The 26,460-nt window shown below is 69.3% G+C and carries 26 protein-coding genes, 1 tRNA gene and 1 riboswitch; of the genes, 12 read left to right on the top strand and 15 right to left on the bottom strand.

Annotated features, from left to right (window positions below; translation table 11 throughout):
• Window positions 1-82: 82 nt before the first annotated feature.
• Both AKJ13_RS09330 and AKJ13_RS09325 read right to left on the bottom strand, forming a co-directional pair.
• Entirely contained in the window at window positions 83-1,069 is a 987-nt protein-coding gene (locus AKJ13_RS09330) for an NAD(P)/FAD-dependent oxidoreductase (protein ID WP_050733073.1), read from the bottom strand.
• Between the two features lie 118 nt (window positions 1,070-1,187).
• Window positions 1,188-1,670, bottom strand: a complete 483-nt coding sequence (locus AKJ13_RS09325) for a YidB family protein (protein WP_050733072.1) — start codon at window positions 1,668-1,670, stop codon at window positions 1,188-1,190.
• Window positions 1,671-2,038: 368 nt separating this feature from the next.
• On the opposite strand from AKJ13_RS09325, the gene AKJ13_RS32600 reads away from it, so the two are divergent.
• The 4 genes from AKJ13_RS32600 (at window position 2,039) to AKJ13_RS09305 (ending at window position 8,463) form a co-directional block, all read left to right on the top strand.
• The gene (locus tag AKJ13_RS32600) at window positions 2,039-2,512 is read left to right on the top strand and encodes a hypothetical protein (RefSeq protein ID WP_050733071.1); all 474 of its coding nucleotides are present in this window, start codon (window positions 2,039-2,041) and stop codon (window positions 2,510-2,512) included.
• Window positions 2,513-2,748: 236 nt separating this feature from the next.
• Window positions 2,749-2,937: a type II toxin-antitoxin system ParD family antitoxin gene (locus AKJ13_RS09315; protein ID WP_050733070.1), complete on the top strand. Its 189-nt coding sequence runs from the start codon at window positions 2,749-2,751 to the stop codon at window positions 2,935-2,937.
• Window positions 2,934-5,417: a PAS domain-containing protein gene (locus AKJ13_RS09310; protein WP_064774611.1), complete on the top strand. Its 2,484-nt coding sequence runs from the start codon at window positions 2,934-2,936 to the stop codon at window positions 5,415-5,417. Before AKJ13_RS09315 ends, AKJ13_RS09310 begins: the two co-directional genes overlap by 4 nt.
• Before the next feature lies 1 nt (window position 5,418).
• Window positions 5,419-8,463, top strand: a complete 3,045-nt coding sequence (locus tag AKJ13_RS09305) for a PAS domain S-box protein (protein ID WP_050733069.1) — start codon at window positions 5,419-5,421, stop codon at window positions 8,461-8,463.
• Window positions 8,464-9,045: 582 nt separating this feature from the next.
• On the opposite strand, the gene AKJ13_RS09300 is transcribed toward AKJ13_RS09305, so the two are convergent.
• The 3 genes from AKJ13_RS09300 to thiC form a co-directional block, all read right to left on the bottom strand.
• A tRNA-Gly gene (locus AKJ13_RS09300) sits at window positions 9,046-9,120 on the bottom strand.
• A 180-nt stretch (window positions 9,121-9,300) separates the two neighbouring features.
• Window positions 9,301-9,642: a flagellar protein FlaG gene (locus AKJ13_RS09295; protein ID WP_050733068.1), complete on the bottom strand. Its 342-nt coding sequence runs from the start codon at window positions 9,640-9,642 to the stop codon at window positions 9,301-9,303.
• 186 nt (window positions 9,643-9,828) lie between these two features.
• Window positions 9,829-11,715 (bottom strand): phosphomethylpyrimidine synthase ThiC, encoded by a 1,887-nt coding sequence (gene thiC / locus AKJ13_RS09290; protein ID WP_050733067.1) that lies wholly within the window; start codon window positions 11,713-11,715, stop codon window positions 9,829-9,831.
• A 70-nt stretch (window positions 11,716-11,785) separates the two neighbouring features.
• Window positions 11,786-11,891: riboswitch (TPP riboswitch) on the bottom strand.
• 208 nt (window positions 11,892-12,099) lie between these two features.
• Here thiC and AKJ13_RS09285 point away from each other — a divergent pair.
• From AKJ13_RS09285 to AKJ13_RS09275, 3 genes are all read left to right on the top strand, one after another.
• Window positions 12,100-12,939, top strand: a complete 840-nt coding sequence (locus AKJ13_RS09285; RefSeq protein ID WP_050733066.1) for an alpha/beta hydrolase — start codon at window positions 12,100-12,102, stop codon at window positions 12,937-12,939.
• Window positions 12,940-12,961: 22 nt separating this feature from the next.
• Window positions 12,962-13,336: a hypothetical protein gene (locus AKJ13_RS09280; protein WP_007561344.1), complete on the top strand. Its 375-nt coding sequence runs from the start codon at window positions 12,962-12,964 to the stop codon at window positions 13,334-13,336.
• Between the two features lie 105 nt (window positions 13,337-13,441).
• On the top strand, window positions 13,442-14,509 hold the full coding sequence (locus tag AKJ13_RS09275; RefSeq protein ID WP_050733065.1) for an acyltransferase family protein: 1,068 nt from the start codon (window positions 13,442-13,444) through the stop codon (window positions 14,507-14,509).
• 10 nt (window positions 14,510-14,519) lie between these two features.
• On the opposite strand, the gene AKJ13_RS09270 is transcribed toward AKJ13_RS09275, so the two are convergent.
• Together AKJ13_RS09270 and AKJ13_RS09265 are read right to left on the bottom strand one after the other, a co-directional pair.
• Window positions 14,520-14,765 (bottom strand): hypothetical protein, encoded by a 246-nt coding sequence (locus AKJ13_RS09270; RefSeq protein ID WP_050733064.1) that lies wholly within the window; start codon window positions 14,763-14,765, stop codon window positions 14,520-14,522.
• 106 nt (window positions 14,766-14,871) lie between these two features.
• Entirely contained in the window at window positions 14,872-15,330 is a 459-nt protein-coding gene (locus AKJ13_RS09265; protein WP_082316902.1) for a hypothetical protein, read from the bottom strand.
• Here AKJ13_RS09265 and AKJ13_RS32595 point away from each other — a divergent pair.
• Window positions 15,301-15,912, top strand: a complete 612-nt coding sequence (locus AKJ13_RS32595; protein WP_244471561.1) for a hypothetical protein — start codon at window positions 15,301-15,303, stop codon at window positions 15,910-15,912. The genes AKJ13_RS09265 and AKJ13_RS32595 overlap by 30 nt on opposite strands.
• Window positions 15,913-16,080: 168 nt before the next feature.
• On the opposite strand, the gene AKJ13_RS09255 is transcribed toward AKJ13_RS32595, so the two are convergent.
• Window positions 16,081-17,055 carry a cyclase family protein gene (locus tag AKJ13_RS09255; protein WP_082316899.1) on the bottom strand — a complete coding sequence of 325 codons (975 nt, stop codon included), beginning with the start codon at window positions 17,053-17,055 and terminating at the stop codon, window positions 16,081-16,083.
• 451 nt (window positions 17,056-17,506) lie between these two features.
• Between AKJ13_RS09255 and AKJ13_RS09250 the strand changes: the two genes are divergently transcribed.
• Entirely contained in the window at window positions 17,507-19,687 is a 2,181-nt protein-coding gene (locus AKJ13_RS09250) for a transglycosylase domain-containing protein (RefSeq protein ID WP_050733061.1), read from the top strand.
• Between the two features lie 10 nt (window positions 19,688-19,697).
• Here the strand turns inward: AKJ13_RS09250 and AKJ13_RS09245 are convergent, their stop codons facing one another.
• Window positions 19,698-20,144, bottom strand: a complete 447-nt coding sequence (locus AKJ13_RS09245; RefSeq protein WP_050733060.1) for a DMT family transporter — start codon at window positions 20,142-20,144, stop codon at window positions 19,698-19,700.
• 112 nt (window positions 20,145-20,256) lie between these two features.
• Window positions 20,257-21,096, bottom strand: a complete 840-nt coding sequence (locus tag AKJ13_RS09240; RefSeq protein WP_050733059.1) for an aldo/keto reductase — start codon at window positions 21,094-21,096, stop codon at window positions 20,257-20,259.
• Between the two features lie 334 nt (window positions 21,097-21,430).
• Between AKJ13_RS09240 and AKJ13_RS09235 the strand changes: the two genes are divergently transcribed.
• From AKJ13_RS09235 to AKJ13_RS09225, 3 genes are read left to right on the top strand one after another with little or no spacing between them, the layout of a single operon-like run.
• Window positions 21,431-22,504, top strand: a complete 1,074-nt coding sequence (locus AKJ13_RS09235; protein ID WP_050733058.1) for an adenylate/guanylate cyclase domain-containing protein — start codon at window positions 21,431-21,433, stop codon at window positions 22,502-22,504.
• A complete protein-coding gene (locus tag AKJ13_RS09230) occupies window positions 22,504-22,707 on the top strand; it encodes a hypothetical protein (RefSeq protein WP_050733057.1) in 204 nt (67 codons plus the stop codon). The genes AKJ13_RS09235 and AKJ13_RS09230 overlap by 1 nt, the downstream gene beginning before the upstream one ends.
• On the top strand, window positions 22,704-23,186 hold the full coding sequence (locus tag AKJ13_RS09225) for a YaiI/YqxD family protein (protein ID WP_050733056.1): 483 nt from the start codon (window positions 22,704-22,706) through the stop codon (window positions 23,184-23,186). The genes AKJ13_RS09230 and AKJ13_RS09225 overlap by 4 nt, the downstream gene beginning before the upstream one ends.
• A 93-nt stretch (window positions 23,187-23,279) precedes the next feature.
• Here AKJ13_RS09225 and AKJ13_RS09220 read toward each other — a convergent pair whose 3' ends face one another.
• From AKJ13_RS09220 to AKJ13_RS09200, 5 genes are all read right to left on the bottom strand, one after another.
• Window positions 23,280-23,828 carry a formaldehyde-activating enzyme gene (locus AKJ13_RS09220; protein WP_007561369.1) on the bottom strand — a complete coding sequence of 183 codons (549 nt, stop codon included), beginning with the start codon at window positions 23,826-23,828 and terminating at the stop codon, window positions 23,280-23,282.
• A gap of 175 nt (window positions 23,829-24,003) precedes the next feature.
• Window positions 24,004-24,261, bottom strand: a complete 258-nt coding sequence (locus tag AKJ13_RS09215; protein WP_050733055.1) for a BrnA antitoxin family protein — start codon at window positions 24,259-24,261, stop codon at window positions 24,004-24,006.
• Window positions 24,262-24,267: 6 nt separating this feature from the next.
• The gene (locus AKJ13_RS09210; protein ID WP_007561372.1) at window positions 24,268-24,627 is read right to left on the bottom strand and encodes a hypothetical protein; all 360 of its coding nucleotides are present in this window, start codon (window positions 24,625-24,627) and stop codon (window positions 24,268-24,270) included.
• Between the two features lie 296 nt (window positions 24,628-24,923).
• Window positions 24,924-25,910 (bottom strand): cell envelope integrity protein TolA, encoded by a 987-nt coding sequence (locus AKJ13_RS09205; RefSeq protein WP_050733054.1) that lies wholly within the window; start codon window positions 25,908-25,910, stop codon window positions 24,924-24,926.
• Between the two features lie 4 nt (window positions 25,911-25,914).
• Window positions 25,915-26,388: an ExbD/TolR family protein gene (locus AKJ13_RS09200; RefSeq protein ID WP_050733053.1), complete on the bottom strand. Its 474-nt coding sequence runs from the start codon at window positions 26,386-26,388 to the stop codon at window positions 25,915-25,917.
• Between the last annotated feature and the right edge of the window lie 72 nt (window positions 26,389-26,460).

Genomic DNA, 26,460 nt, shown 5'->3' with positions numbered 1-26,460 from the left:
TGTACGGGCGCCCTGAAAGAACCCCGAAGGCCTGGAAGTGTTTGGGCGAGACGCCTGCGGCATCCTGGACCGCTTCGGGGCCTCAGGGCGGGACCTCCCTGCGTCCGGCCCCGTCGACCTCCTCCTCGGTGGGCAACTCGCAGCGATTATGGATGTCGGTTGCGGCCATCGCCCCGTGGCCCATTGCGACCACGACTTGGTCGAGGCCGCGCACCACGCCGCCCGCGGCGTAAAGGCCGGGCACCGTTGTAAGGTTGTGCTCGTCGACGACGAGGGCTCCGGTCCCGTCGTGCTCGGCACCAAGTCCCAACGCGAGCTCGGCCCGCAGCTTCAGCCCGAGCGCAGAGTAGAGCACCTCAAAGCGGTGCTCCTCCCCACCTTCCGTGCGCAGCCGCGTGAGCCTGCCGTCCTCGATGTCGAGGTCCACGACCGGCTCGTGGACGACCTTGATGCCGTGCTTGTACACGCGTTCGCGCTCACTCGCGTCGAGGTCCATGCCTTGGCCCAGCGTCAGCAGGGTCACGTCCCGGGAATAGGTTCGGGCCACGAAGACTGCTTCGCCCAGGCCCCTGTCGCCATGGCCGATCACCGCGATGCGCTTGCCTCGGACCTCGTAGCCGTCGCAGATCGGGCAGTAGCGCACGAGGCCCCGCCGGACGGCGTCGGGCAGGTCGGGCAGGTCCGGCTCCACGTCGTCCGCGCCGGTGGCGAGGAGCACCCGGCGCGCCCGCACCTCGCGCACGGCTCCTACGCCCGCCTCGATGCGGGCTGTGAAGCCACGCTCGTCCTTGCGCAACGCCCTGACGGCACCCGCGACGACGCGCATCCCGTACCGCGCGAGGTGCTCACGCTGGCGGGTTAGGATCTCCCGCCCGGAGATGCCGTCGGCGAAGACCGGGATGTTGTGGCTGGTCGGTATCCAGGAGGCGCGAGAATCTCCCGCATCGACCACAAGGAAGCGGCGCTCGAAGCGGGCCAGGTAGAGCGCGGCAGTCAGGCCGGCCGGTCCGCCGCCCACGATTAGGCAGTCGAGAAGCTCGTCGAGGTCCACCGACCAAGGCTCGGCCATTCGCTCATCCGTACCGGAGGGGAGCCGCCTTGAATGACCGTCCGCGGTCGGCATCGGTTCCGCCGCGGCCGGCGCTCGGCGTCATACCAGGCCCGGCTGCGGCGGATGCGTGACTTGGCTAGACCGGAATCCGGCCGTCCGGCGTGTACCGGTCGATGGACTGCGGGAGGTCACGGGTGAGGCGCGACAGCAACTCGTCTCGGGACAAGCCAGTGCGCTGCGTCAGGGTCGCCAGCACGTCGGGCCCGATGGCCTGCTCCAGGTCGTGCGGCGCGATCTCCTGGTTCGGTCCATGGTTCACCCAGGACTGCGCGGCGGGCCCGTGCCCGGCCTGGTGGAAGCGCTCCAGCATCTCACCCAGGCCGCTGTTCAGGAAGCCGCCAGGCCCGGCACTGCGCTGATTGCCGAGGAGACCGCCGAGACCTCCGCCCAGGGCTCCACCCTGGCCGCCCTGACCGCCGGGCGCGGCCCCGTGGACGGACGGTGCCGGCGCACCTTGGCCGACCCCGCCGAGCAGCTCCGCGAGCTTGTCCCTGTTCTGGTAGCCAGCCATCGCGAGCAGGCCCAGCAGCGCCGTCATCGAGGGGTAGCCGTCACTCATAAGTCGCTCCGGCTTGCGGCGGCGAGGCGGGGGCCATCCGTCAATGAGATCGGGACGGGAAACGCGCCCAGGCGCCGATGCGATGCATCCCCTTTTACCCCTTGCCGCCATTGGGGCGGACGAAGGCTCCTGCGCCAGGCATGGCGAACCGGAAACCCTCGCGGTAAGTCGCAGCGACCGCAACGCGCCGCGGTTCGTACGACATCGTTTCCGTTCACCGGCCGCGTCCAGGCTGCCCTCAGTTCAGCATGTCATAGCCCATTATCGGACATCTGCCGGCGTAGGAACAGGCCGAGTGATGATCCGGAACTGTAGCCGCCGTCACCGCTTCACCGTCTGTTCGACTTCTTGGGCGAAGGGTTGTGAGCATGCGCGGTTACGGACCCTCGTTCGGCATCGGGTTCGTGGCAGGCATGCGCAGCATGTCCGCCTGCGCCGCGCTGACGTGGGCTGCCTCGCTGGGCCGGACGCGCGACGACTTCATACCGGGTGGACCGGGCGCGCGGGCGCTCTCCACTGTTACCGCCGTGGCCGAGATGGTGGGGGACAAGATGTCGTTCGCACCCGACCGCCGCATCCCGCCCTCCTTCGCGTTTCGGCTCGCCGTCGGTGCCCTCGGAGGGTGGGCCTTAGCCAGTCGGCGCGCCTCGCCCGAATACGGCGCGCTGGCCGGGGTCGCAGGTTCAGTCGCAGGCACCCTCCTCGGGCGGCATGCACGGGGCGGGGACTCGCGTACGGCGGCGGGCCGCTCCCGGGGCCTTGCCGAGGATGCGGTGGCCGCCAGCCTTGCCGTCCTGGTTGTCATGGCGGCGGAGCCGAGGCGGCGGTCCCGACCGATTTAGTTCCGCTGCCGCTCAAGCCAGACCGTTGGAAATCGCGTGCTGGCCAGCCACCGACATTGGCTGTGATTGGTCCTGGCACGTCGGTGACGGACCGACCGAGCACCGTCAGGTAGAAGACGCTTTGCGTGCGCGAATGTCGTCCCGAGATAAGCTGCGACGATGATGCCCAAGCGATTTCCGGGACGCCGAAGCTGGCAATCTTTGACACTCGTTCGCTGGAGTGGGACGGTCCGCCCATGTCCAGTACCCCGACCCGCAACATCGCGCTGACGCCCGTCCTGGAGGACTATATCCGGGCACAGGTCGCCTCGGGCCACTACTCCAACGCCAGCGAGGTGGTCCGGGCCGGTCTGCGCCTCCTCATGGAGCGTGACTTGGTCGCCCCCCGGCCGACGGCGCCCGGCGCCGGCCGGCAGGCCCGATGAGCACCCTCGCGCGCGTCGGCTCCGCGCACGACTGTCAGGCCGACATCGACCTCGTCGGCAGCATCGAGGCGGTCCCGATCATCCTCGATGTGGCCTGCCGTGTCACCGGCATGGGGTTCGCCGCCGTCGCGCGTGTCACCGAGGACCGCTGGATCGCCTGTCGGGTCAAGGACGACATCGCCTTTGGCCTTGAGCCAGGTGGCGAGCTGGAGGTCGCCTCAACCATCTGCCACGAGATCCGGCAGAGCCGGACGTCCGTGGTGATCGAGAACGTGGCTGAGGACGCGGCATACTGCGACCACCCGACCCCGGCACGTTACGGGTTCCAGAGTTACGTCTCGATGCCTATCGTGCTGCCCGACGGCACGTTCTTCGGCACGCTCTGCGCCATCGACCCGAAGCCGGCGTCCGTCGACCGGCCCGAGGTCATCGGCACCTTCCGCATGTTCGCCGACCTCATCGCCTTCCAAGTCGATGCGCGCCGGCGCAACGCCTCGGCGAACGAGGCCATTCGGAGCGAGGCGTTCGTTCGGGGCATCCTCGCGGCGAGCCCCGACTGCGTGAAGGTGCTGTCGGCCGAGGGGCGGCTGGAATACATGAACGAGCGCGGGGTCGCGATAAGCCAGCTCGGTTCGCTGGAGGACGTGCTCGGGCAGCAGTTCGCAGACCGTTGGCCGGAGGACGAGCGCACCAAGATCCGGGATGCCGTCCGCCGCGCCGCAGCCGGTGAGATCGCGCGTACCGAAGGCTTCTGCCCGACCGCCAAGGGGGAGCCGCGTTGGTGGGAAGCGAGCTTCGCGCCGTTTCGGCTTGAGGGCACGGGCGAGCTCAAGCTGGTCGGCGTCTCGCGCGACATCAGCGAGCGGGTGAAGGCCGAGGAGGAACGGCGGGCGAGCGCCGCCGCGCTGGAGGCCCTGAACGCCACCCTCGCCGACCACGTCGAGACCCGCACGCAGGAGCGCGACCGCATCTGGCAGGTCAGCCACGACATGCTCGGGGTGGCGGACGGCAACGGGATGTGGCTGAGCATCAACCCGGCTTGGACGACCATCCTCGGTTGGAAGTCCGGCGAGGTCATCGGGCGTACCTCCGAGTGGCTGGAGCACCCGGACGACCGCGAGGCGACGCGGGCGGAGGTTGGGCGGCTTGCCGCCGGGCATTCGACGCTCGCATTTGAGAACCGCTTCCGCACGCGCGACGGCGACTACCGCACCCTGTCGTGGCGGGCGGTCCCGGTCGAGGGACTGCTCTACTGCGTCGCCCGCGACGTGACCGACCAGCGCGAGCGCGCCGTTCAACTCGAACATGCCGAGGAGGCGCTGCGCCAGTCGCAGAAGCTGGAGGCCGTCGGGCAGTTGACCGGTGGCGTGGCGCACGACTTCAACAACCTGCTCACCATCATCCGCTCGTCGGTCGACTTCCTGCGTCGGCCGAACCTGCCGGAGGAGCGGCGGAACCGCTATATGGACGCGGTCTCCGACACGGTCGACCGCGCCGCCAAGCTTACCGGGCAACTGCTGGCCTTCGCCCGGCGCCAGACGCTCAAGCCCGAGATCCTGGAGGTTGGCGCGCAGTTGCAGGCGGTGGCGGATATGCTCGACACCATCACCGGCGCGCGCATCCGCGTCGTGACCGAGGTTCCGGACGGGCCCTGCTTCGTGCGGGCCGACCTCAGCCAGTTCGAGACCGCCCTGATCAACATGGCGGTGAATGCCCGCGACGCCATGGATGGCGAGGGCACGCTGACCCTGCGGCTGGCCTGCGCCGGGGGGCTGCCGCCGATCCGCGGCCATGCCGCTGCACCAGGCCCCTTCGCCGCCGTCTCGATCATGGATACCGGTAGCGGCATCGCAGCCGAGCAGATCGGGCGCATCTTCGAGCCGTTCTTCACGACCAAGCCCGTCGGCCAGGGTACGGGGCTCGGCCTCAGCCAAGTGTTCGGGTTTGCCAAGCAGTCGGGCGGCGACGTCGACGTCGAGAGCGAGCCCGGCCGTGGAACCACGTTCACGCTCTACTTGCCGGAGGTCGAGGGGGTGATCCGCGACGAGCCGGCGGCGGCCCGCGACGGGGAGGCGTTCCCGACCGGCGACGGACAATGCGTCCTGGTGGTGGAGGACAACGTCGAGGTCGGACGCTTCGCGACCCAGATCCTGGAGGATTTCGGCTACCGGACGACCTGGGCGCCCAACGCCGAGAAGGCGCTGGAGAAGCTCGGTTCGGACGGTGCCGGCTTCGACGCGGTGTTCTCCGACGTGGTGATGCCCGGCATGGGCGGCATCGAGCTGGCGAAGATCCTGCAGCGCCGGCTGCCGGACCTGCCGGTGCTGCTGGCATCGGGCTACAGCCACGTGCTCGCCCAGGATGGGCTGCATGGGTTTGAGCTCCTGCACAAGCCCTACTCGGCCGACCAGCTCGGGCGTATTCTCGGCAAGGTCGCGCCTTCCCCGGAGCGCCGCCGCTTCCCATCGGAATCCCGCTAGGATGGTACCCCACGGACATATCGAGCCTGACAACGGCGAGGATGGCGGTTGCACCGGCGAGGCCGCTCGCCTGCGCGCCCTGGACCGCTACCGCCTGCTCGATACCCCGCGCGAACGGGACTTCGACGATATCGCCGAGGCCGCCGCCGACCTCTGCGAGACGCCCATCGCGGTGGTGAACCTCGTCGGCGACGGGCGCCAGTTCTTCAAGGCCGAGGTCGGGCTCGGCGTGCGCGAGACCCCGCTGGAGACGTCGTTCTGCCGGCAGACCCTCCTGCAGGAGGAGTTCCTATACGTCCCCAACACGACGCTCGACCCGCGTTTCGAGGGCAACCCGCTGGTCACCGGCGAGCCCGGCCTGCGCTTCTATGCCGGTGCCTTGATCAAAACCTCGGAGGGCCATCCGGTCGGCACAGTGTGCGTCCTCGACACCAAGCCGCACGAACTCGGCGACCGGCAACGCCGCGGCCTGATGCGGCTGGCCCGCCAGGCCATGGCGCAGATGGAGCTGCGCCGTTCACTTCGGGAGCAGGCGGAGCAGCGCCTGCTCCACGAGCGCATCCTCGACAGCGCCACCGACTTCGCCATCGTCGCGACCGATCCGCAAGGCTTGGTCACCCGCTGGAACGAAGGCGCCGAGCGCATCCTGGGCTGGACCGAGGCCGAGATGCTCGGGCGGACGGTCGAGGCGTTCTTCACTCCGGAGGACCGTGCCCGGGATCGGCCCGGCACCGAGATGCGGCTGTCGCTTGAACACGGCAGCGCTCCGGACGAGCGCTGGCACATGCGCAAGGACGGCACCCGCTTCTGGGCCTCCGGCGAGATGATGCCGCTCAGGACCGAGGCGGGCGAGACCATCGGCTTCCTCAAGATCCTGCGCGACCGAACCGAGCAGCGGGAGAGTGGCGCCGCCTTGCAGGCGAGCGAGATGCGTTACCGTTCGCTCGTCGAGGTCAGCCCGCAGGTGGTCTGGTTCGGTGATGCGGCGGGCAACGTCACCTACTGCAACGCCTACTGGTACGACTACACGGGCCTGCCCGCCGGCGAGACCGGGGAGGCGAGCTGGATGGGCGCGATCCATCCCGACCACCGCGAGTCGACGCGCGCGACTTGGCTGGCGGCGGCCGGATCGGGGCGGCCCTACGAGGTCGAGTTCCCCTTGCGCCGGGCCGACGGGCAGTACCGCTGGTTCCTGTCCCGTGCCCAGCCCCTGCGCGACGCCGACGGGGCGGTGCGCAGTTGGATCGGCACCTCGCTCGACATCCACGAGCGCAAGTTCGCCGAGGAACGGTTCAAGACGCTCACCGAGCTCGCGCCGGCCATCATCTGGTTCGGAAACCCGGACGGCAGCCTCAGCTACCTGAACGACCGTTGGTATGCCTACACCGGTCAGACGCCGGAGCAGGCGCTGCCTCTCGGCTGGGGCGAAGTCATCCATCCCGACGATCTGCAGCGTTTGCTGAACGTCTGGGAGCATGCTCGCACGAACGAGGTCCTCTACGACACCGAGGCCCGTCTGCGGCGCCGCGACGGCGAGTACCGTTGGTTCCTGATCCGGGCCGAGCCGATGCGCGACGCCGGCGGCACGGTGGTGGGCTGGCTCGGCAGCGACAGCGACATCCACGACCGCCGCCAGGCCGAGGAGGAGCTGCGCCGGGCGCGCGAGCAGTTGCGCCTCGCCGTCGAGGCGGCCGGGACCGGCGTGTTCGACTTCGACTTCGACCTCGTCTCGAACGAACTGAATTGGGATGCCCGCCTCCGTTCCTTCTACGGCCTGGCGCCGGACGCCCCCGTCGACTTGGCCGTACACCTTGCCCGCGTGCACCCGGACGACCATGCCGGGGCGGACGAGGCCGTGCGCGCGGCAATCGACCCGGCGGGCGACGGCGTCTATGACATCACGTACCGCACGGTGGCCCTGGAGGACGGGACCGAGCGCTGGGTGTCCGCCAAGGGCCAGACCCTGTTCCGGGATGGGCGGCCGGTGCGCCTCATCGGCTTCGCGCACGACGTCACCGAGAGCCGCCGCGCAGAGCAGGCCTTACGCGAGACCGAGGAACGCTACAGGCTCGCCTCGCGCGCCACCAACGACGCAATCTGGGACTGGGACCTCGCCACCAACCACGTCCTCTGGAACGAGGCCCTTGGCGAGGCGCATGGTTACGCCCCGGACGCGGTCGAGCCGACCGGGGACTGGTGGATCGGCCACATCCATCCCGACGACCGCCCACGCATCGACCGGTCGATCCACACGGTCATCGACGGCCTGGGCTCGGCCTGGTCGGACGAGTACCGCTTCCTGCGCGCGGACGGTTCCTACGCGGACATCCTCGACCGCGGCTACGTCATCCGCGACCCGGCAGGCCGCGCGGTGCGCATGATCGGCGCCATGCTGGACATCAGCGAGCGCAAGCGTGCCGAGGAGCACCAGCGCCTGCTCACGGGCGAGCTGCAGCACCGGGTCAAGAACACGCTCGCACTGGTCCAGGCCATCGCCAGCCAGACCTTCCGCAACGCTTCCGACCTCGCCGCAGCCAACGAGGCCTTCTCGGCCCGCCTGATCTCGCTGGGTCGCGCGCACGACATCCTCACCCAGTCGAGCTGGTCGCAGGCGCCCATCGCCGAGGTCGTCGAAGGGGCCCTGGCGGTCCATCGTGGCGGAGCATCCCGCATCCGCGCGAGCGGGCCGAACGTGCCCCTGGCCGCCAAGCCGGCTCTCGCCCTGGCGCTCGCCCTGCACGAACTCGCCACCAACGCGGCCAAGTACGGGGCACTCTCGAACGATTCTGGGTCGGTCGACCTGCGCTGGCACGTGGTGCACGAAGGCGAGGCGCCCCGGTTCTGCCTGACCTGGTCCGAACACGGCGGGCCGCCCATCCTGAGCCAGCCCGTTCGGCGCGGCTTCGGCTCGCGGCTGATCGAACGCAGCTTCGCCGCCGAGGTAGGTGGCGAGGTCAAGCTCACCTACGCTCCGACCGGCCTCGTCTGCCGCCTTGAGGCTTCACTGGCCTCCATGCAGGAGGCCAACGACGAGACCGCAGCGTGACCGGTGGCAAGCCTCCCGGCCAAGCTCCGAGTAGAGCATGTTGTGGCCTATTACGTCGTCCGGTCGCGGGATGACCCGGTATTTCAGGTACCCGGACTACGAGGCGGCCATGTCGACCTGGGAGGCCCGGCTCGCGACAGCAGCCATGCTGGCGGCAGCCTGAAACGAGCGCGGTCCCCTTTCGATGACCGTCCGGCCGGGATCGGCCTCGGGGCGAAGCTCTCGGGGATACCCTGACCCCTTCCGGGGACCGTGCCCGCAGGCCCGAAGGCGCCGGCTCTCCCACGCTCGGGGTCCGGCTGACGTAAGCGAGAGGGCCCGGGTTGGCTCGAGCCCCCCGATGCCACCTGTCGAGACTTTATCCAGATTTACGGCTCGCCGCCCGGGAACTTGGCCTCCCCGGATTTCCGCCAGCGGAGTGGCGGCGTCCTGCGGTTAGACGAGCAGCGCCGCTACGACAGTTGAGGGGAGGATCGCCCTCGAATCGGGGGCCGCAAGGCCCGTGCATCTGGTCTGGTGGTATCCTAGTGGTATCTCTGGTTTTCGGGATACCACCAGGACCGACTAAGTGCCTGTTGAAATTGGAGCGGGCGATCGGGATCGAACCGACGACATTCAGCTTGGGAAGCTGACGTTCTACCACTGAACTACGCCCGCGACACGATCGGTGCGGTGTTCTCAGCACCAACGAGGCCGCAGCGTCGTCGGGGCTCCGCGCGCCCGTGTACGGAACCGATCTAGCAGCCCCGCGGCGATGGCGTCAAACGGGGTTTTACGGTTTCGACAGGATCGGCGGGCCGTGGCATCCGCGACGTGACGTGCGGAGCTGGGATTGGGTCAGGCGACGCGGGAAAGTTTTCCGGGCTGGGCCTCGTGCGCTTCGCGCGCGGCGTCGTAGGCGCGGTTGCGCAACGCCGTCTCGCTCGGGAGTTGATCGATCACGGTGCCGGAATTCGGATCGACCACCTGGAACACGATCGAACTGGTGTCCGGATCTTGGATGTAGCGCGCCTTGTCGCCGGCAGGGGCGATGTCGAGCTTTACCGCGGGTTCGAGCGGGGTGGTCGCGTCCTGCTGCGCCGACGTGTTCTGCTGCGTGACGGCCGACGCCGCCGACGCCGCGAGGGCGTCGAGACCCTGCGGCCCCGGCGTCGTCGCACTGAGCGGACGGATATCCATGGCTGATCTCCTACGATCCTGTGATCGGGGGATTCAGCGGATGTGGCGCCTAAGCGTTCGTTAACGCCGGCCCCTGCTGGGCGGGATGGGCTCTGCCTGTCCGGACACGCGATGAAGATCCGGTTACCGGATCAGAACAAATTGACCGGCACGCCCCGCCCTGAACGGACGGGGCGTGCCCAGCCCTCACTCGGCGGCGTCGACGTAGAGCTTGCCGCCCTCGGCCAGGAACTCCTGCGACTTCGCCCGCATGCCGGCTTCGGCCTCGGCCTTGGACATGATCGGCGACGCGCCCACCACCGCGCCGGCCTCTTCCATCGCCAGCACCTCGGCGCGGAGATCCTGCGTGATCTTCATCGAGCAGAATTTCGGGCCGCACATCGAGCAGAAATGCGCGACCTTGTGGGCGTCCTTGGGCAGGGTCTCGTCGTGGTAGCGGCGAGCCGTATCGGGATCGAGGCCCAGATTGAACTGGTCCTCCCACCGGAAGTCGAACCGGGCGCGGCTGAGCGCGTCGTCGCGCAGCTGCGCGGCCGGGTGGCCCTTGGCGAGGTCGGCGGCATGGGCGGCGATCTTGTAGGTGATCACGCCGGTCTTCACGTCGTCCCGATCGGGGAGGCCGAGATGCTCCTTCGGGGTGACGTAGCAGAGCATCGCGGTGCCGAACCAGCCGATCATCGCGGCGCCGATGCCCGAGGTGATGTGGTCGTAGCCTGGGGCGATGTCGGTGGTCAGCGGGCCGAGGGTGTAGAACGGCGCCTCGCCGCATTCCCGCAGCTGCTTCTCCATGTTGACCTTGATCTTGTGCATCGGCACGTGGCCGGGTCCCTCGATCATCACCTGGCAGCCCTTGTCCCAGGCGACCTTGGTCAGCTCGCCCAGCGTCTCCAGCTCGCCGAACTGGGCGGCGTCGTTGGCGTCTGCGATCGAGCCCGGGCGCAGGCCGTCGCCCAGCGAGAACGACACGTCGTAGGCCCGCATGATGTCGCAGATCTCGTCGAAATGCTCGTACAGGAACGATTCCCGGTGCCCGGCGAGGCACCAGCGGGCCATGATCGAGCCGCCGCGCGAGACGATGCCGGTGACGCGCCGTGCCGTCAGCGGCACGTGGGCGAGGCGCACGCCAGCGTGAATCGTGAAGTAGTCGATGCCCTGCTCGGCCTGCTCGATCAGCGTGTCCTTGAACACCTCCCAGTCGAGCTTGAGCGGGTCGCCGCCGACCTTCTCCAGCGCCTGATAGATCGGCACGGTGCCGATCGGGACCGGGCTGTTGCGGATGATCCACGAGCGGATGTTGTGAATGTTGCGGCCGGTCGACAGGTCCATGACCGTGTCGGCGCCCCAGCGGATCGACCAGACCAGCTTTTCGACTTCCTCAGCTGCGGACGACGTCACGGCCGAGTTGCCGATATTGGCGTTGATCTTCACCAGAAAGTTCCGGCCGATCGCCATCGGCTCCAGTTCGGTGTGATTGATGTTGGCCGGGATGATCGCCCGGCCGCGGGCGATCTCGTCGCGCACGAATTCGGGGGTGATGAACGGCGGGACGGAGGCGCCGAAGCTCTGGCCGTCGGCGAGCGTGGCCTCGGCGCCCGCCAGCATGGCGTCGCGGCAGGCATTCTCGCGGTGGGCGACGTAGATCATCTCTTCGGTAATGATCCCGGCGCGGGCGAACTCGTACTGCGTCACCATTTGGCTGGGCGCCGCCTTGCGGATGGTCCGCTCGGCCGGGCAGGGGGCCACGAGCTTGTCGCCGGCGAAGCCGTTATCCTCGGGCTTGACCGCGCGGGGCTCAACGGCGGCGTAGCCACGCGCCGCGATCCAGGGTTCGCGGACGCCGGGCAGGCCGGCGGTGAGGTCGATGCGCGCGTCGGTCTCCGTGTAGGGGCCCGACGGATCGTAGACCCGCACCGGCTCCTCTTTCGGGTCGGACAGCACGATCTCGCGATAGGGGACGCGGATGTCCGACCGGCCCGCCGGGCTCGCATAGACCTTGCGCGATCCGGTGACCGGACCGGTGGTCACGGTCTCCGGGCTGCCTTTCACGTCCTTGGGAAGAACGGGTGCGTTCATCGTGGGCCTCTCCTCGTGTTGGAGTGCTCCGGACCACGCGATGGCTGAGATGAGATCCGGCCGCACGCGTGCAGCCGCAGGTTCCCGTCCCTCCGCCGGTATGAGCCGGATCAGGTTCAAGGGTCAGGGCAGCGTGCCCAATCTCAGCCCTCTGCAGGGCCCCCCTCGGAACGGTTCAAGACTCGGCCCCGGCAAAGGGTTTGTCAATGCTGCGGCAAGCGCAGAGCCTGACAGGACAGTGGGACTCGGTCTGAATGCTCCGGCGGACCGCTGCCAGACCCATCGACAATGCGGTGAGGCCGCGCGCTGTCGGAACGGATCTGCCTCCTGGGCAGGTGAAACGCGGCCCTTACCTTCGTCGCCTGACCCCTCCGAACATCGCCGATGCGCATCCTGCTCCTGCTGCTGGCCGTCGTGGCCCTGATCTATCTGGCCGCGCTCATCGCACTCGCGGTGTTCCAGCGGCGGCTGATCTATCCCGGCGCCGCCTGGAAGGGTGAGCCCGCGATCGGCCGCTTCACCCCGCCCGGGACCGAGCCGATCACCCTGACCACGGAGGATGGCGAGCGGCTTTTCGCCCTGTGGCGGGCGCCGAGGCCGGGATGCGGGGTCATCGTCAGCTTCCACGGCAACGGGTCCCAGCCGGAGCCGCATGCCGCCCGCTTCGCCGCGGATCCCTGGCGGGCCGCCGGGTGGGGCCTGCTGGCCCCCGCCTATCGCGGATATCCCGGCTCGACCGGGACGCCGAGCGAGGATGGGCTGATCCGCGACGGGGCGGCGGCGATCGCGGCCGTACAGGAGCGAGCACCGGGGGCGCCAATCCTGCTGCATGGCCATTCCCTGGGGGCCGCGGTGGCGGTCGCGCTGGCCGGGCGCATCGCGTCGATCGGGCTCTATCTCGAGGCGCCGTTCGACTCGCTCGCCCATGCCGTGCGGCTGCATGTCCCGCTGGCCCCGTCCTGGCTCCTGCGCGACACCTACCGCTCGGACCTGCGCATCCGCGGCGGGACCGAGCCGGTCCTGATCGTTCAGGGCACCGACGACCCGGTGGTGCCGGCCAAGCTCGCGCGGGCGTTGGCCGCGGCCGCGGGGCCGCGGGCGCGGTTCGTGCTGGTCCCGGGCGATCACGTCTCGATCTTCGGCGCCCGGGATCGCGAGGTCGAGGCGGTGTTTCGCGGTCGCATCGGGGCGGCCGGTCTTTCTGCGGACCATGCCGTGCCCTGATTGGGTTAAGAGGAGGGATCGCTTGGTCGGACGCCGCTCCCGGCGCTGGAACGCCGACGATCCGGAGATGCCCGGCGCCGTCCCCCGGGCGGATCCGGTCTGCCCGCTCTGCGGCCGATCGATCCCGCCGCGCGCCCGCTCCAGCCTGCATCACCTCACGCCGAAGCTGAAGGGCGGCACCCACCAGGGCACGGTCCGCCTGCACCAGATCTGCCATTCGGCGATTCATGCCCGCTACAGCGAGGCCGAGATCGCCAAGCGCCTCGCCGACGTGGACGCGCTGCGGGCCGATCCCGAGATCGCGCGCTTCCTGGTCTGGATCCGCGGCAAACCCGACGATTTCTACGCCGCGACGCGCATGACCCGGGACCGCCGTGCCGGCCGGCGCCGGGACTGAGCGGGCCGTTTACCCGGCGCTCAGCACATCCTGAGGTTACGGCCCGGCTCACGCATCCCCGTCAACCTTCACGGCGCAAACTCGCCTCAGTCTCGGAGTGGCGTGATGGGCGGGGCAGGGGACGCGGATGGCCGGCTGGCCTGGGTCGATGTCGCCAAGGGGATCTGCATCCTCCTGGTGGTGATGATGCATTCCGTCATCGGCACCGGCCTGGCGATGGGGGGTGAGGGGTTCCTCCACCCCGTCGTGGCTTTCGCCAAGCCGTTCCGGATCCCGGACTTTTTCCTCCTGTCCGGCCTGTTCCTGGGCCGGGTAATCGACCGGGACTGGCGCCTGTTCGCCGACCGCCGGGTGGTGCATTTCGCGTATTTCTACCTGCTCTGGCTCGTGATCCAGTCGGCGGCCCGATACGGCAGCCTCGTCGGCGAAGCCGGGCCCGGGGCGTTCGCCGCGCATCTCGGCCACGCGCTGATCGAACCGTATTCCAGCTTGTGGTTCGTCTACCTGCTGGCCGTCTTCTCGGTGGTAACCAAGACCCTGCGCCGATGCCCGGGGGCTCTCCTGCTGGCCGGTGCCGCCCTCCTGCAGATTGCCGATATTCGCAGCGACGCGACCCTGATCGAGGAGTTCTGCGGCCGCTATGTCTACTTCGTGGCGGGCTACCTGTTCGCGGGCCGGATCTTCGCTTTGGCGGAGGATGCCCGCCGGCATGTCGGCCTCGCCCTCTGTGGTCTCGCCGCCTGGGCCGGCCTGGAGGGATGGCTCGCCCTCTCGGCGACGGGCAACCCGGTCTACCCGACGCTGGCCAGCCTGCCGCTGGTCAGCCTCGCCCTCGGTGCGGCCGGCGCCCTGGCGATCGTGGTCACGGCTGCGTTGATCGAACGGGCGGGCGGCGTCCTGGCCGAGACCCTGCGGATCTGCGGCCAACGCTCGATCGTGATCTATCTTGCCTTCTCGCTGCCGATGGCCGCGACCCGCGAGGTTCTGGTCCGCACCGGCCTGGTGACGGATATCGGTCTTGCCGGCCTGATCGTGATGGCCGCCGCCCTCCTGCTGCCGCTGGCACTCGAGCGGCTGGTGCGCGATACGCCGCTCAACCTGCTGTTCGTGCGCCCGAAGCTGTTTCGGCTGGCGAGCCGGCCCCGGCCGCGCTCGACCTTGGCGACGACCTGAGCGGCAGAGGTCAGCCCTCGAAGGCGACGCCGATCCGGCGGCTCCGCCGCCAGGCCACCGCGGCCGGCCGCGGGTCTGCGCCCTCGGCGAGGCGGATCGGGAATCGGTCTGGCACCGCCTGATCGCTCTCGACCTCGATCTGCGCGCCCGTCTCGGTCGCGTCCCAAACGAGGCAGCCGACCTCGCCGCAGCCGAGCAGCAATGTGCCGAACGTGAAGGCATTCTTGCGGAATGCCCCGCGGCGATCCTCCGTCATCGCAACCTCCACCCGGCCCGCGAAGCCAAGATTCGCGAGCCGAACGATGCCGGAAGCCGGTTAACAGCCCGGATATGGCAGCGAGACTGATCTCGCCGCCGACCGATCAATACTCGTCCCGGTCATCCCGGTAGCTGCGCCGGGGCGGGCCGTAATCCTCGTCGTAGGACCGGCGCGGCCGCAAGCGGTCGTAGTCGCGGCCGTCGCGATAATCGTCGCGCCGCCGGTAATCGTCGCGCCGGCGGTCGTCGTAGTCGTCGCGGTCGCGAGCGCGTGGGCCGCCACCGAGGGTTTCGCTCAGGCGCGGCGCGTACCAGCAGCTCTTGGGCTGGCCCGGTGCGGGATCGCCGAACGTCTGGCTGTTGCACGGGACCATGCCGCCCTGCGGGAACGGCCGGCCGTTGGTCTTGCCGGGCACGCCGTAATAGACATTGGTCGGGTAGGGCATCCGGCACACCCCGCCGTCCTGGGCGCAGGCGACCAAGTTCACCGTGTCGAGCTGCTCGACCCGCGCCGATGCTGGCTCGACCAGAGCTTGGCCGAGCAAGAGGCCCCCGAGGGCCACGGCAATCCTGCAACGCACGTCGTCGATCCCTTTCTGATCGTTGATCGCGGCTTCGATATCGCGGCGCGGTGGCTTCCGGCTAGAGCCCGGCACCGGTATGGCGAACCCATGACGGTCCACACGCGGTCGCAGGCCGGGACCGATATCGTGACAGGGATCGGGCGCGCGCCGGGTTGTCCGCCGGGACTCGCGCGTCGGGAGGAACCAATGCGGGATGCGTCGGCGCAGGAGCTCATGATCCTCAGCGCGCTGCAGGAATGCCGGCTGCAGCTCGAAGCCGCGCGGCAGGACGAGGCGTCCCGCGCCGCCGTGCGTCTCGAACTCGACGCGGCCCTGCGACGCGAGGCCGTGCTGAAGGCCGAGATCGTCGAGGAGCGCGAGCGCACCGAGGCGGTGCGGACAGTTCTGCTGGCGTTGAATGCCAGCATCGGCCGATTCGGGCTGCGCCGGCGCCTGTTCAAATTGCGCATCGCCCGGCTCGGGCGCGAGACCCCCGATGCCGGCCCGCAATCGGTCCGGCACCCGGTGCTGCTCGCCGAGGCGCGGCGGGTGCTTGGCCAGGATCCGACGGCGGCCGGTTAAAACGCCGATCGCCGTAAGCCGTCATCAGGCGGGACGCGCAGCGAACCCGCTGTCCGAACGCGAGCCCAGTCCAAAGGAGTTCCCCTCGGCATCGCGCGATCGATTGCGGGCGCGCGGCGGTGCATCCGTGGCTTCGAAACGGGTCACCCGCTCGGCGGCGGCGGTCGGTCAACGGATCCGCATGCCTGCGGCCGGATCGAATCGCAGTTTACTGTCCCATTTGGGCAGCGGCGCATCGGCAGGGCCGATCGCGACGCCATGCGGCCAGTCTGGCGGGCAGATGGCGACGTAGCGCGCATAGCCTCCGGTGCCGCCTCCGAACTTCGGATAGCCGATCGCAACAAGGGCGCCGGCCTCGGGCACTTGGTCGAGATGGGCGACGCCTTCTGCCTGGGCGTAACCGTTGTGCATGAGCCAGTGCTCGCCCTCCAGCGTGGGAGTCGAGTCGGTGTCCAGCGGTTCGTGTCCGTGGAACAGAATCTTGCGCTCGAGGTGCAGGAACTTGAGTGCGGCGAGCGAGACGCCGGGAAACTGCTTGAGGGTCGCGAGAGCCGGGTCCGGCCAGCGCTTCGACCAGTCGGAGCGTACGAAGACCACGGCGCCCTCCGGGATATGGCCATGGGCCGCCTCCCAGCGCGCGATGTCGGCGACTTGGAGCGAGTAGTTCGGGTCCGCCCGCACGGAATCTACGATCGAGATCACGACGAGCGGACGCACCGCGTAGGTCGGAGGAAGCTCGTCGATGGCGGGGTATTCCGGCGCCCAATGCGCGGGCGGATCGAGTTGGGTGCCGAGCTGGTCGGTGGCGAGCCGGATTTGGGTCGCCTCGAAGCCGTTCTTCTCGAAGGTGAAGGGCTCGCCCCCCTTCGCGAAATCCGGCAGATCAGCTACGGCCTGCGCCCGCGCGAAGGTGGATGGACCGAAGCCCGCCCAAACCGGGATCGCGGGCGTGATCGTATGGGTGAGATCGACGTATTTCGCGCGCTTCAAGGCGGTTTCGTAGACCGTCCACAGGGCGGTGTCGTCCGCCGCGTCCGCCGGTACGCCCAGGAGCGCGAGCCACACCATGGCCCAGGGGAGCCGGCTGGCGAGCGTTCGATGCCGGGTTCCGCTCGCGGGGGTGTTCGATGGCGATCGAAACATGGATCTCGGTTTCCGAGCTGTGTCCGGAGCGCCGATTAAGGCCCGAAACGCTACCGTCGCAAATCCCCCACCCACTTCGTTGGAACAAAGCCAAGGCGTTTCGCTGAGCGTCCGGCGTCTCGTAGCAGACGTCGTAACACAGTCATTCTGCGGAAGGTCCGGCTCTGCGAGAGGGCCGCTTTCGTCCTGCCCTGCCTTCGTTGACCGCCGGAGAGGCCAGACGTCGTCACCGCTGCCCGCCAACCCGCTTAACCGGTTGGACACCGTGTTGCCCCAAGCTGACCGCAGGGTCGCCATCGGCAGCGGTCATGACCCGGGTGGTCGGTCGAGGTACGGGCGTGATCGAGCGTCCGATCCGTTCTCCTCGCTAATCCGCCGCAATTCGCGTGCGGTAACCGGGTCGCGCCGCAATGCACGCGCGCCGGTGTCGAATCGTTCGAAGACGGAATGCATGGCCAAGGGTCGGGGCAGGATGGAGCCGAATTTCGACGTGCCGGAAGGGCGCGTCCGGGATCGCGGCGAACTCGACCTGCGCCTGTCCCCGGACGACCGGGCCGGGACAGGAGAGCGCGTGGGCAAGCGAGTAGGCGAGACGACGCGGGCCCCGGCCAAGACTCCGGCGCGCCGATCACCGAAGAAGTCCGGCCGCCGGCGGCGCTCGTGGCTCGGCCGCATCGTCTACGGCACCGTTGTGCTCGGCCTGTGGGCGGTGATCGGCATTGCCGGATTGATCGCTTACCACGCCTCGCAGCTGCCGCCGATCGACCAGCTGGCGGTGCCCAAGCGCCCGCCGAACATCGCCATCCTGGCGAGCGACGGCTCGCTGCTCGCCAATCGCGGCGAGACCGGCGGCCGGGTGGTCTCGATCAAGGAGCTGCCGCCCTACCTGCCCCGCGCCTTCGTGGCGATCGAGGACCGGCGCTTCTACCAGCATTTCGGCGTCGACCCGGTCGGCATCCTCCGGGCGATCGGCCAGAACCTGACCCGGCGCGGCGTCGCGCAGGGCGGCTCGACGCTGACCCAGCAGCTCGCGAAGAACCTGTTTCTGACGCCTGAGCGCTCCGCCTCGCGCAAGATCCAGGAGGCGATCCTCGCCCTGTGGCTGGAGCACAAGTACAGCAAGGACGAGATCCTCGAACTGTACCTGAACCGCGTCTATTTCGGTGCCGGCGCCTATGGCGTCGAGGCCGCGGCGCAGCGCTATTTCGGCAAGCCCGCCAAGGAGGTGTCGCTGGCCCAGGCGGCGATGCTCGGCGGCCTCGTCCAGGCGCCCTCGCGGCTCGCCCCGAACCGCAACCTGCCCGCCGCCCAGGCCCGCGCCGCCCAGGTGCTCGCGGCCATGCAGGAGCTCGGCTTCGTGCCGGCGCAGGACGCCAAGGTGGCGCTCGCGCAGCCGGCCCGGCCCGCCAATGCCCGCGGCGGCGGCTCGGCCAACTATGTCGCCGACCTCGTGATGGACGTGCTCGACGATTACGTGGGCAAGTTCGACACCGACATCACCGTCCAGACCACCGTGGATACGAGCCTTCAGGCCCTGGCCGAGAAGGCGCTCACCGATGAGCTGAACGCCAAGGGCACGCGCTTCAATGTCGGCCAGGGCGCGCTGGTCTCGATGCGGCCCGACGGGGCGATCCGCGCGCTGATCGGCGGGCGCGACTACGCGCAGAGCCAGTTCAACCGGGCGACCACGGCCAAGCGCCAGCCCGGCTCCTCGTTCAAGCCGTTCGTCTACCTCGCGGCCGTTGAGCACGGCGCCACCCCCGAGACGGTGAAGGACGACGCGCCGATCCGGATCGGCAACTGGGCGCCGGAGAACTACTCGCACCGCTACGACGGCCCGGTCACCCTGCGCACGGCGCTGGCGCATTCGCTCAACACCGTGGCGGTGCGGCTCGGCCAGGAGGTTGGCCCGAAGACCGTGGTGCAGACGGCGCAGCGGCTGGGCATTACCTCCCCGCTCCAGGCCAACGGCTCGATCGCCCTCGGCACCTCCGAGGTCACGCTTCTGGAAATGGTCGGCGCCTACGGGGTCTTCGCCAATGGCGGGACCGGGGTGATCCCGTACGTGGTCACATCCGTGAAGAGCGCCGCCGGCAAGGTCCTGTACAAGCGCTCCGAGAACGGCCTTGGCCGGGTCATCGACGCCAATGCCGACGGCATGATGAACGCCATGATGCACGAGACCTTCGTCTCTGGCACCGCCAAGAAGGCCGACATTCCGGGCTGGGAGCTTGCCGGTAAGACCGGCACAACCCAGGATTTCCGCGACGCCTGGTTTATCGGCTATTCGGGCACTCTCGTCACCGGGATCTGGCTCGGCAACGACGACGGCGAACTCACCAAGAAGGTCACCGGCGGTAATCTGCCGGCGGAGATCTGGAAGACCTACATGACCCAGGCGCTGAAGGGTCAGAACCCGGTGCCGCTGCCCGGCCTGAACCGCTGGCGCAAGCCGCCGCCCGAGACCACCGCCTCGGTGGCGAGCGCGGCACCGAGCGCCCCGACCGACATCCTCGGACAGATCTTTGGGGATCCGGCCGCCCCGGCGCCCCGTCAGCAGGCTCCGGCGCGCCGGGCGGCGCCGAAAGATGACCGCAACTTCGTCGAGAAGCTGTTCGGGATCGGCGAATAGCCGGGCCCGCTCAGCGGCGGATCAGGACCACGCCACCGATCAGGAGCGCGACGCCGAGCGCGCGCGGCACGTCGATCGGCCGTTGGGCGAGGCCGAGCCAACCGTAATGGTCGAAGATCACCGAGGCGAGCATCTGCCCGGTGACCAGGAGTGCCAGGAAGGTCCCGGCCCCCAGCTGCGGGACGAGGACGATCCCGAGGCCGATGAAGATCGCCCCGAACATCCCGCCGCTCCACGCCCACCAGGGAATTCGCGCCAGCATCCCGGCGGAGGGCATCGGGTCACGGGCGACCAGAGCGAAGACGACCATGCAGGCAACCCCGACGGTGAAGCTCACGACGCCCGACAGGGCGGCCGAGCTGAGCGCCGTGCGGAGATTGGCGTTCAGCGCCTGCTGGATCACGATGCTGATGCCCGCCGCGAGGGCAAGAGACGAAGGCAGGAGCAGTTTCAGCATGATGGGCGGGTGCTTTCGGTCAGAGCGGGGGTGACGGCCGCAGGGCGGCGGCGGTACCGCGATTCCCTCGCCCTGGCCAAACCTGTCACGCCACGCCGGTCGTCTCCGCCTCTCACAGCATCGGCAGCATCCGCGGGCGCGGCCCCCGCGGGAAATGCGCGTCGATCATGGCGAGTTCGGCCGGGCCGAGATGCAGGTCGGCCGCGGCGGCATTCTCGATCGCCCGTGCCGGGCGGCCGGTCTTGGGGATCGTGAAGGTGCCGGGCAGCCGCGTGAGGAAAGCCAGGGCCACCGCGTAGGGGGTCGTCCCGTGGACGCGGGCGATCCCGTCGAGGACGCGGCCTCCGGCGCTGGCCGGGTCCGGAAACTCGCCGCTGCCGAACGGTGAATAGCCGACCATCGCGACCCCGTGCTTCTCGCACCAGGGCAGCACCGCGTGCTCGATCGCGCGCTCGTTGAGGTGGTACAGGACCTGGTTGCAGGCGATCCGGTCCGGCCCCGCGATAGCGAGCACCTGATCGAGATCATCGACGTCGAAGTTGCTTAACCCCCAGGCGAGGATCTTGCCCGCCCGGCGCAGATCCTCGAATCCCGCGATCGTCTCGGCCAGGGGATGCTGCCCGGGCCAGTGCAGCAGGTAGCAGTCGAGCCGATCGGTTTTCAGCCGCCGCAGGGAGGCCTCACAGGCCCGCACGACGCCCCGGCGCGTGGCATTGCCCGGGACGACCTTCGAGACCAGGAAAACCTCCTCGCGGCAATCGGCGGTCGCCTCGGCCACGATCGCCTCGGCATCGCCGTACATCTCGGCAGTATCGATATGGGTCATGCCGGCATCGATGCCGGCCCGTAGGGCGCACACCGCGTCGGCCCGGTCCGACCCGTCGATGTGCCACGTGCCCTGGCCGATGACCGGCACGGAAACGCGTGTCGATCCGAAGCTCCTGGCATACATGGCAGCGCTCCCTTCCCGGCCGCGATGGCAGTTATTGTTTGGCGTCGACATGCAGGTCCGGGCCGAGCCCGCATCCGCCCGAGCGATGGGCGACCCGGCCTACAGGTCCGAACGCCCGCCGCGCCTTACTCGCGCCATCTTGGGGGAATGAGCAATGGGCGGTCGCCGCTCCGGTGCGAAACTTTAGGCCAGTGTCTCACGCCGCGCTCAACGAGGCTGCCAGGGTGTCCGCGATGCTGCGTGCCACGCCTCGGATGCAGCCGCTCAAGCTCAGGCCGGGCCGGAAGGCGTCGCGCGTTCCGGCCGCGCGTTCGGTCCAGTGGGAGACGCGCTGATGCTGCCGGCCCACCGGATGTTCTGGGGTCTGATCCTGCTGGCCGCCGCCGGCGCGGGGCTGCTCTACAACGTCATCTTCGCGGATGCCGCCGCGCCGCTCGCCGGCTTTACCTACGGCCTGTGCATGGGCGCCACCGTGCTGGCCTTCGACCGGGGCCTGATCCTGGCCGGGCTGCAGGCACGGATCCGGCGCCTACCGGCCTGGCTCTACGTGATCGCGGCGGAACTTGCCTACGTGCTGATGATCGTGGCCGGCAATGCGCTGGGCGGCCTGATCGTCTGGAGCCTCGGCCTCACCGGCGACGAGCTTGCCGTGGCGACCCGGATGACCGCCCGGGTCCTCGCCTACGCGCTGGCGGTGGCCGGCCTGCTCGTCTTCGTGATCCGGATGCGCGACCTCGTTGGCGGCGAGATCTTCGTGAACTTCATGATCGGGCGCTATCACAAGCCGGTCGCCGAGGAGCGGATCTTCCTGTTCCTCGACGTGGTCGGCTCGACCGCCTTCGCCGAGACGCATGGCGATCTGCGCGCGCAGGAATATCTCAGCGCGGTGTTCGCCACCCTGGCCGAGCCGGTGCGCCGCAACGGCGGCTCTGTGGACGATTACATCGGCGACCTTGCGATGGTCACCTGGCCCATGAGCCGCGGCCTGAAGGACGCACGCTGCGTCACCTGCGTGTTCGATGTCATCGACCGGATCGAGGCCGACGAGGCGGCCTGGATCGCCCGGTTCGGCACGGTGCCGAAGCTGCGCGCGGCCCTCCATGGCGGGTCGGTGGTGACCGCGGAAGTGGGCGTCGACCGCCACAAGATCGCGTATTTCGGTGATGCCGTGAACGTGACCTCGCGGATCGAGGCCCTGTGCCGTCCACTGGGCGTCGGCATCCTGATCTCGCAGGATCTCCTGGGCCGGCTGCCGCGGCTTCCGCCCGGCGTGCGGTCGCGCTCGCTGGGGGCGCACGCCCTGCGCGGGCGAGGTGCTCCGCTCGCGGTGGCGACCCTGGAGCGTGGCGCCGTCGATGCAGGTATCGCCGAGGAGCCCGCTCCCCGCCGGGTCGCGGCCGCGCGCTGATGGCTTCCTCCAAAACCGGGCCCTATACGGCGCTGACCGTCCTGAAACTGGTGCTGCGCTTCGGGCCGCCGCTGATCGGATTGGTTGTGATCGGCCGCGCGGTCATCCTCTCGATCGGCGGCGATATCGAGCACTGGCAATTCGCCCTCGGGGCGCTCCTGATCCTGGCGGGCTTCGCCTCGAAGCTGGTGCCGCGGCGATGAGCGCAGAGGAGAACCGGCCGCCGATCTACCTCGACGCCGATGCCTGCCCGGTCAAGGACGAGACCTACCGGGTCGCCGCGCGCTACGGCCTCACCGTCTATGTCGTGGCCAACAGCGTGCTGAATCTGCCGCGCGAGCCCTGGATCGTGCGCGTCGTCGTCGGATCGGCGCTGGATGCCGCCGACGACTGGATCGCCGAGCGCGCCGGCCGCGGCAGCATCGTGCTCACCGCCGACGTGCCGCTCGCCGCGCGCTGCGTGAAGGCCGGCGCGACCGTGCTGGCCTTCACCGGCAAGCCGTTCAGCGAGGCCTCGATCGGCATGACGCTGGCGACTCGGGACCTGATGCAATCCTTACGCGAGGCCGGCACCATCACGGGTGGTCCGGGCCCCTTCTCCCGCGCCGACCGGTCGTCGTTCCTGTCAGCCCTCGACCGCGCGGTGAACCGGATCCTGCGGGAGCGGCCCGCTGCCGGGTGAAGGATGGTCGGCTCCGGCCCCGGGTAACGCAAAACTGAGAACGGCCCGAGCTTTCGCCCGGGCCGTTCCCGCTTGTCGGCTGAATGACGACGGTCAGATCTTACCTTCGAGACCCATCGTATAATATTTGTGGACGATCTTGTCCTGGTTCTCGAGCAGCCAGTCGATCGACGGCTCGTTGGTCATGGCCTTCCGGATCGCCTCGGTCATGCCCTTGCGCTGGATCTCGAACAGAGCCTTGTGATCGACGGTCTCCGCCTGGATCACGCCGGGGCTCAGCCAGACCGAGCAGATGATGCCGAGGTCGTTGGCCTTGTCCTTCGGGATGTAGCCGGCCCGCACCGCGTCGAGGACGCCGTTGGCGATGGCGAACTGCACGGTGCCCATCAGGATCGAGGTGTACTTGCTCTCGGTCACGCTGACCTTGGAGACGCAAAGCGTTACCGGACGGACCATGATGTCGGTGTTGAGCAGCGCGAAGACGCGGCTGTGGCCGACGACCTGATCACCCGTCAGCGTCGCGATGGCGGTTCCGACCGGCCCGTCGAGCTCGCCGATGATGACTTCCGGCTCGGATGCGGTGTTGGGCGGGCCGCCCGCCACGAGGGCTTCGCCGGCCCGGAGGATGATGCGTTCACTCATGAAGGTAGGCTCCATCGCAAGCGGCGCCGACGCATCGCCCCAAAGTCGGTGACCGACCATCGGGCAGGGATGCGGGCGCGCGGTCTCGAGTTTCGGATATTGGTTTGGCCCAGGCCCGTGGGCCCACGATCAAATCCCGCCGCGACCGCGCTCGCTGGCGGCGCGCGACCCGGGTTCAATCGTTGGAGGCGGGGACGAGGGCCTTCAGCGCCTCGTTGACGCGATCCTGCCAGCCGGGACCGTCCTTCTGGAAATGGGCGAGCACGGCGCTGTCGAGGCGCAGGGTGACCATTTCCCGGGCCCCCGGCACCGCCGGGCGGGGAGACGCGGGCGGGGGCGGGGCGGCCGGCTTCGCGGTCGTGGCAGCCTTGAAGGCTGCCTCGGCGGCCGAGCGCGGATCGGTGAAGCGGCGGCGGTTGCGATCGTCGGCCATCGGCCCTCAGTCCTTCGCGGCAGCTTTCTTCGGCGCGACCTTCTTGGCGGCGCCCTTGGCACTCTTGCTCGCGATCTTGGCGGCGGCCTTGGCTTCCTTCTCGGCAACCTTGGCCTGAACCTCGGCAGCCTTGGTTTCGGCCTCGGCGGCCTCCTTGGCCAGTCGCAGCGAGCGGAGCTTCAGCGTCCGCTCGTCGATCGCCTTGATCGACGCATGGTGCTCGGCCATCGCCTGCGCGCCCTCGCGAGCCATGCGCTCAGCGCGCTCCGCACGCTCGGCGCGATTGTCGGCGCGGGTCTTGGCTTCGGCTTCCGCGTCGCGGATGTCCTCGGCCTCGTCGAGGTCGGTCTCAGTCTCGTCGCTCATCCTGTGCCTTTCGCCCCGGGCCAGCGGCACAGCATCCTGCGCGCAGGATCAGTGTCTGGAACGGGTCCGGCCTGTTCGAGGGGTGGAGGGGCAAGGCCGGATGATCCGCCCCGCCGCGTCGTCCTGCGACGACTGTTCGAGGCCGTGATCAGAAGCGCAATAGCACGCTCTGGCGGTCCCTGGCGAATCCGGCCGATCGGTGGAGCAGGACAGGGGAGCGTATTCGTCTCAGAACGCGGGGCGCCTGTTCAATCGAACCGCGCGTCTCTGCCTCGGCGAGCGCCGCTTAATTCCGCTCAACGCACGCGATAGTTGAGCGGGATCGTCACCGAAAGGCTCGGTTGCGTCACGCCGGGGGGCGCGGGCGGCATGCCGCCGCGCACCGCCGCCAGCGCGGCGCTGTCGATCTGGCCGACGCCGCTCGACCGGGCGAGGCCGGCGCCCGTCACCGAGCCCGAGCGCGTCACCGTGAACCGAACCATGGCGGTCCCCCCGGCGGTGCCGGCGGCGGCGCCCGGATTCATCCGGCTGTGGATGGCCGCGCTGATCGCCCCGGTCCATTGGCGCAGCGCGCTGGGATCGCTGCCCGCGGCGGCGCGGCCGGCGGCGTTCTGACGGGAGGCCGAGGCGGAGTTGCGCGCCTCCGCGCCCTGCTGAGCCTTGGCCTGCTTCGCCTTGGCTTCCCGCGCCGCCTTCAGCTTCGCTTCGCGAATCTCCTCCAGGCGTTCCTCGCGCTTCTGCTCGCGCAGCTTCTCTTCGCGGATCTTGCGAAGCTTCGCCTCGCGCTCGGCCTTGAGCTTCGCCGGATCGGGCTTGGGCTTCGGCGGATCCTCGGTCTTGGCGACCTCGGTCGGCGGCGGCGCCAGCGGTTCGGCCGCCTCGGAGGCCGAGGTGATCACCTCGCTCTGCGCCTCGACCGGGACGGCCTCCTGCGGCGGCTCGGTAACAGCCTGGGTCTCGTCGGGCTTGACCTCGGTCATCTCCAGCGGGGGCGGTTGCACGGCCTCGTCAGGCGGCAGATCCACCGGCTTGGCTTCCGGGGGCGCGGCCTGGCTCATCTGCTGCTCGGAGGGCGCCTCGGTCGCCGCATCGCTCATCACCGGTGCCAGATCGATGGAGATCTGCTGCTCGCCGGGGGGCGCAGGCGGCGTCAGCCGGTAGAACATCACGCTCACGAGCGCGACCGCGTGCAGCGCGAACGCGACCAGGAAGGCGGCGAGCAGCCCGGAGGGGCGGCGGTCGCCGGGACCTGCCGACAGATCCGTCGAAGTCAGCGTATTCATCGATTCAGCGAGCGGTCCCTGCGGGAGCGGCCGGGGCCGCCGGGGCGGGGCCGCCTGGCGACTGCGCGATCAGCGACACCTTGGTGAAGCCCGCCTGACCGACGAGACCCATCACCTGCATGATCTTGCCGTAGGGCACATCGCGATCGCCGCGCACGAGGATGACCTGGTCCTTGTCGGCGGCTGCCATTTCGCGCAGACGCGGTACGAGGCTGTCCATGGTGAACACCTCCTTGGCGATCGACGGGTTTCCGTCCTTATCGACCGTGACCTCCTGCGGCTTCTTCGATTGCGCGACCTTGGCCGCCGCGGTCTTCGGCAGCTGCACCGGTACACCGGTGGTCATCAGCGGTGCCGCGACCATGAAGATGATCAGCAGCACGAGCATCACGTCCACCATCGGGGTGACGTTGATGTCGGACATCGGCATGTCGTCGAGGTCGTCATCGTCGCTTGCGCGGATCGATGCCATCGCCATTGCGGCGTCTCCGGTTGGTTGCAGGCGGCCCCGGTCGGGCCATGGGTCTGGCCGCTCTGGGCCGGTACGGCG

Source organism: Methylobacterium sp. ARG-1, from assembly GCF_001262595.1.
GTDB classification, from domain to species: Bacteria; Pseudomonadota; Alphaproteobacteria; order Rhizobiales; family Beijerinckiaceae; genus Methylobacterium; species Methylobacterium brachiatum.
The sequence above is the reverse complement of the archived record's forward strand: the minus strand, read 5'-3'. Positions and strand labels throughout refer to the sequence as shown.

Bases quoted from the DNA above. Each gene is read 5' to 3' on its own strand.
- AKJ13_RS09325 (WP_050733072.1), bottom strand. From the start codon at position 1,670: ATGAGTGACGGCTACCCCTCGATGACGGCGCTGCTGGGCCTGCTCGCG.
- AKJ13_RS09250 (WP_050733061.1), top strand. From the start codon at position 17,507: ATGGCCAAGGGTCGGGGCAGGATGGAGCCGAATTTCGACGTGCCGGAA.
- AKJ13_RS09310 (WP_064774611.1), top strand. From the start codon at position 2,934: ATGAGCACCCTCGCGCGCGTCGGCTCCGCGCACGACTGTCAGGCCGAC.
- AKJ13_RS09255 (WP_082316899.1), bottom strand. From the start codon at position 17,055: ATGTTTCGATCGCCATCGAACACCCCCGCGAGCGGAACCCGGCATCGA.
- AKJ13_RS09210 (WP_007561372.1), bottom strand. From the start codon at position 24,627: ATGAGCGACGAGACTGAGACCGACCTCGACGAGGCCGAGGACATCCGC.
- AKJ13_RS09225 (WP_050733056.1), top strand. From the start codon at position 22,704: ATGAGCGCAGAGGAGAACCGGCCGCCGATCTACCTCGACGCCGATGCC.
- AKJ13_RS09315 (WP_050733070.1), top strand. From the start codon at position 2,749: ATGTCCAGTACCCCGACCCGCAACATCGCGCTGACGCCCGTCCTGGAG.
- AKJ13_RS09230 (WP_050733057.1), top strand. From the start codon at position 22,504: ATGGCTTCCTCCAAAACCGGGCCCTATACGGCGCTGACCGTCCTGAAA.
- AKJ13_RS32600 (WP_050733071.1), top strand. From the start codon at position 2,039: ATGCGCGGTTACGGACCCTCGTTCGGCATCGGGTTCGTGGCAGGCATG.
- AKJ13_RS09245 (WP_050733060.1), bottom strand. From the start codon at position 20,144: ATGCTGAAACTGCTCCTGCCTTCGTCTCTTGCCCTCGCGGCGGGCATC.
- thiC (WP_050733067.1), bottom strand. From the start codon at position 11,715: ATGAACGCACCCGTTCTTCCCAAGGACGTGAAAGGCAGCCCGGAGACC.
- AKJ13_RS09240 (WP_050733059.1), bottom strand. From the start codon at position 21,096: ATGTATGCCAGGAGCTTCGGATCGACACGCGTTTCCGTGCCGGTCATC.
- AKJ13_RS09200 (WP_050733053.1), bottom strand. From the start codon at position 26,388: ATGGCGATGGCATCGATCCGCGCAAGCGACGATGACGACCTCGACGAC.
- AKJ13_RS09330 (WP_050733073.1), bottom strand. From the start codon at position 1,069: ATGGCCGAGCCTTGGTCGGTGGACCTCGACGAGCTTCTCGACTGCCTA.
- AKJ13_RS09285 (WP_050733066.1), top strand. From the start codon at position 12,100: ATGCGCATCCTGCTCCTGCTGCTGGCCGTCGTGGCCCTGATCTATCTG.
- AKJ13_RS09215 (WP_050733055.1), bottom strand. From the start codon at position 24,261: ATGGCCGACGATCGCAACCGCCGCCGCTTCACCGATCCGCGCTCGGCC.
- AKJ13_RS09275 (WP_050733065.1), top strand. From the start codon at position 13,442: ATGGGCGGGGCAGGGGACGCGGATGGCCGGCTGGCCTGGGTCGATGTC.
- AKJ13_RS09235 (WP_050733058.1), top strand. From the start codon at position 21,431: ATGCTGCCGGCCCACCGGATGTTCTGGGGTCTGATCCTGCTGGCCGCC.
- AKJ13_RS09205 (WP_050733054.1), bottom strand. From the start codon at position 25,910: ATGAATACGCTGACTTCGACGGATCTGTCGGCAGGTCCCGGCGACCGC.
- AKJ13_RS09270 (WP_050733064.1), bottom strand. From the start codon at position 14,765: ATGACGGAGGATCGCCGCGGGGCATTCCGCAAGAATGCCTTCACGTTC.
- AKJ13_RS09295 (WP_050733068.1), bottom strand. From the start codon at position 9,642: ATGGATATCCGTCCGCTCAGTGCGACGACGCCGGGGCCGCAGGGTCTC.
- AKJ13_RS09305 (WP_050733069.1), top strand. From the start codon at position 5,419: ATGGTACCCCACGGACATATCGAGCCTGACAACGGCGAGGATGGCGGT.
- AKJ13_RS09220 (WP_007561369.1), bottom strand. From the start codon at position 23,828: ATGAGTGAACGCATCATCCTCCGGGCCGGCGAAGCCCTCGTGGCGGGC.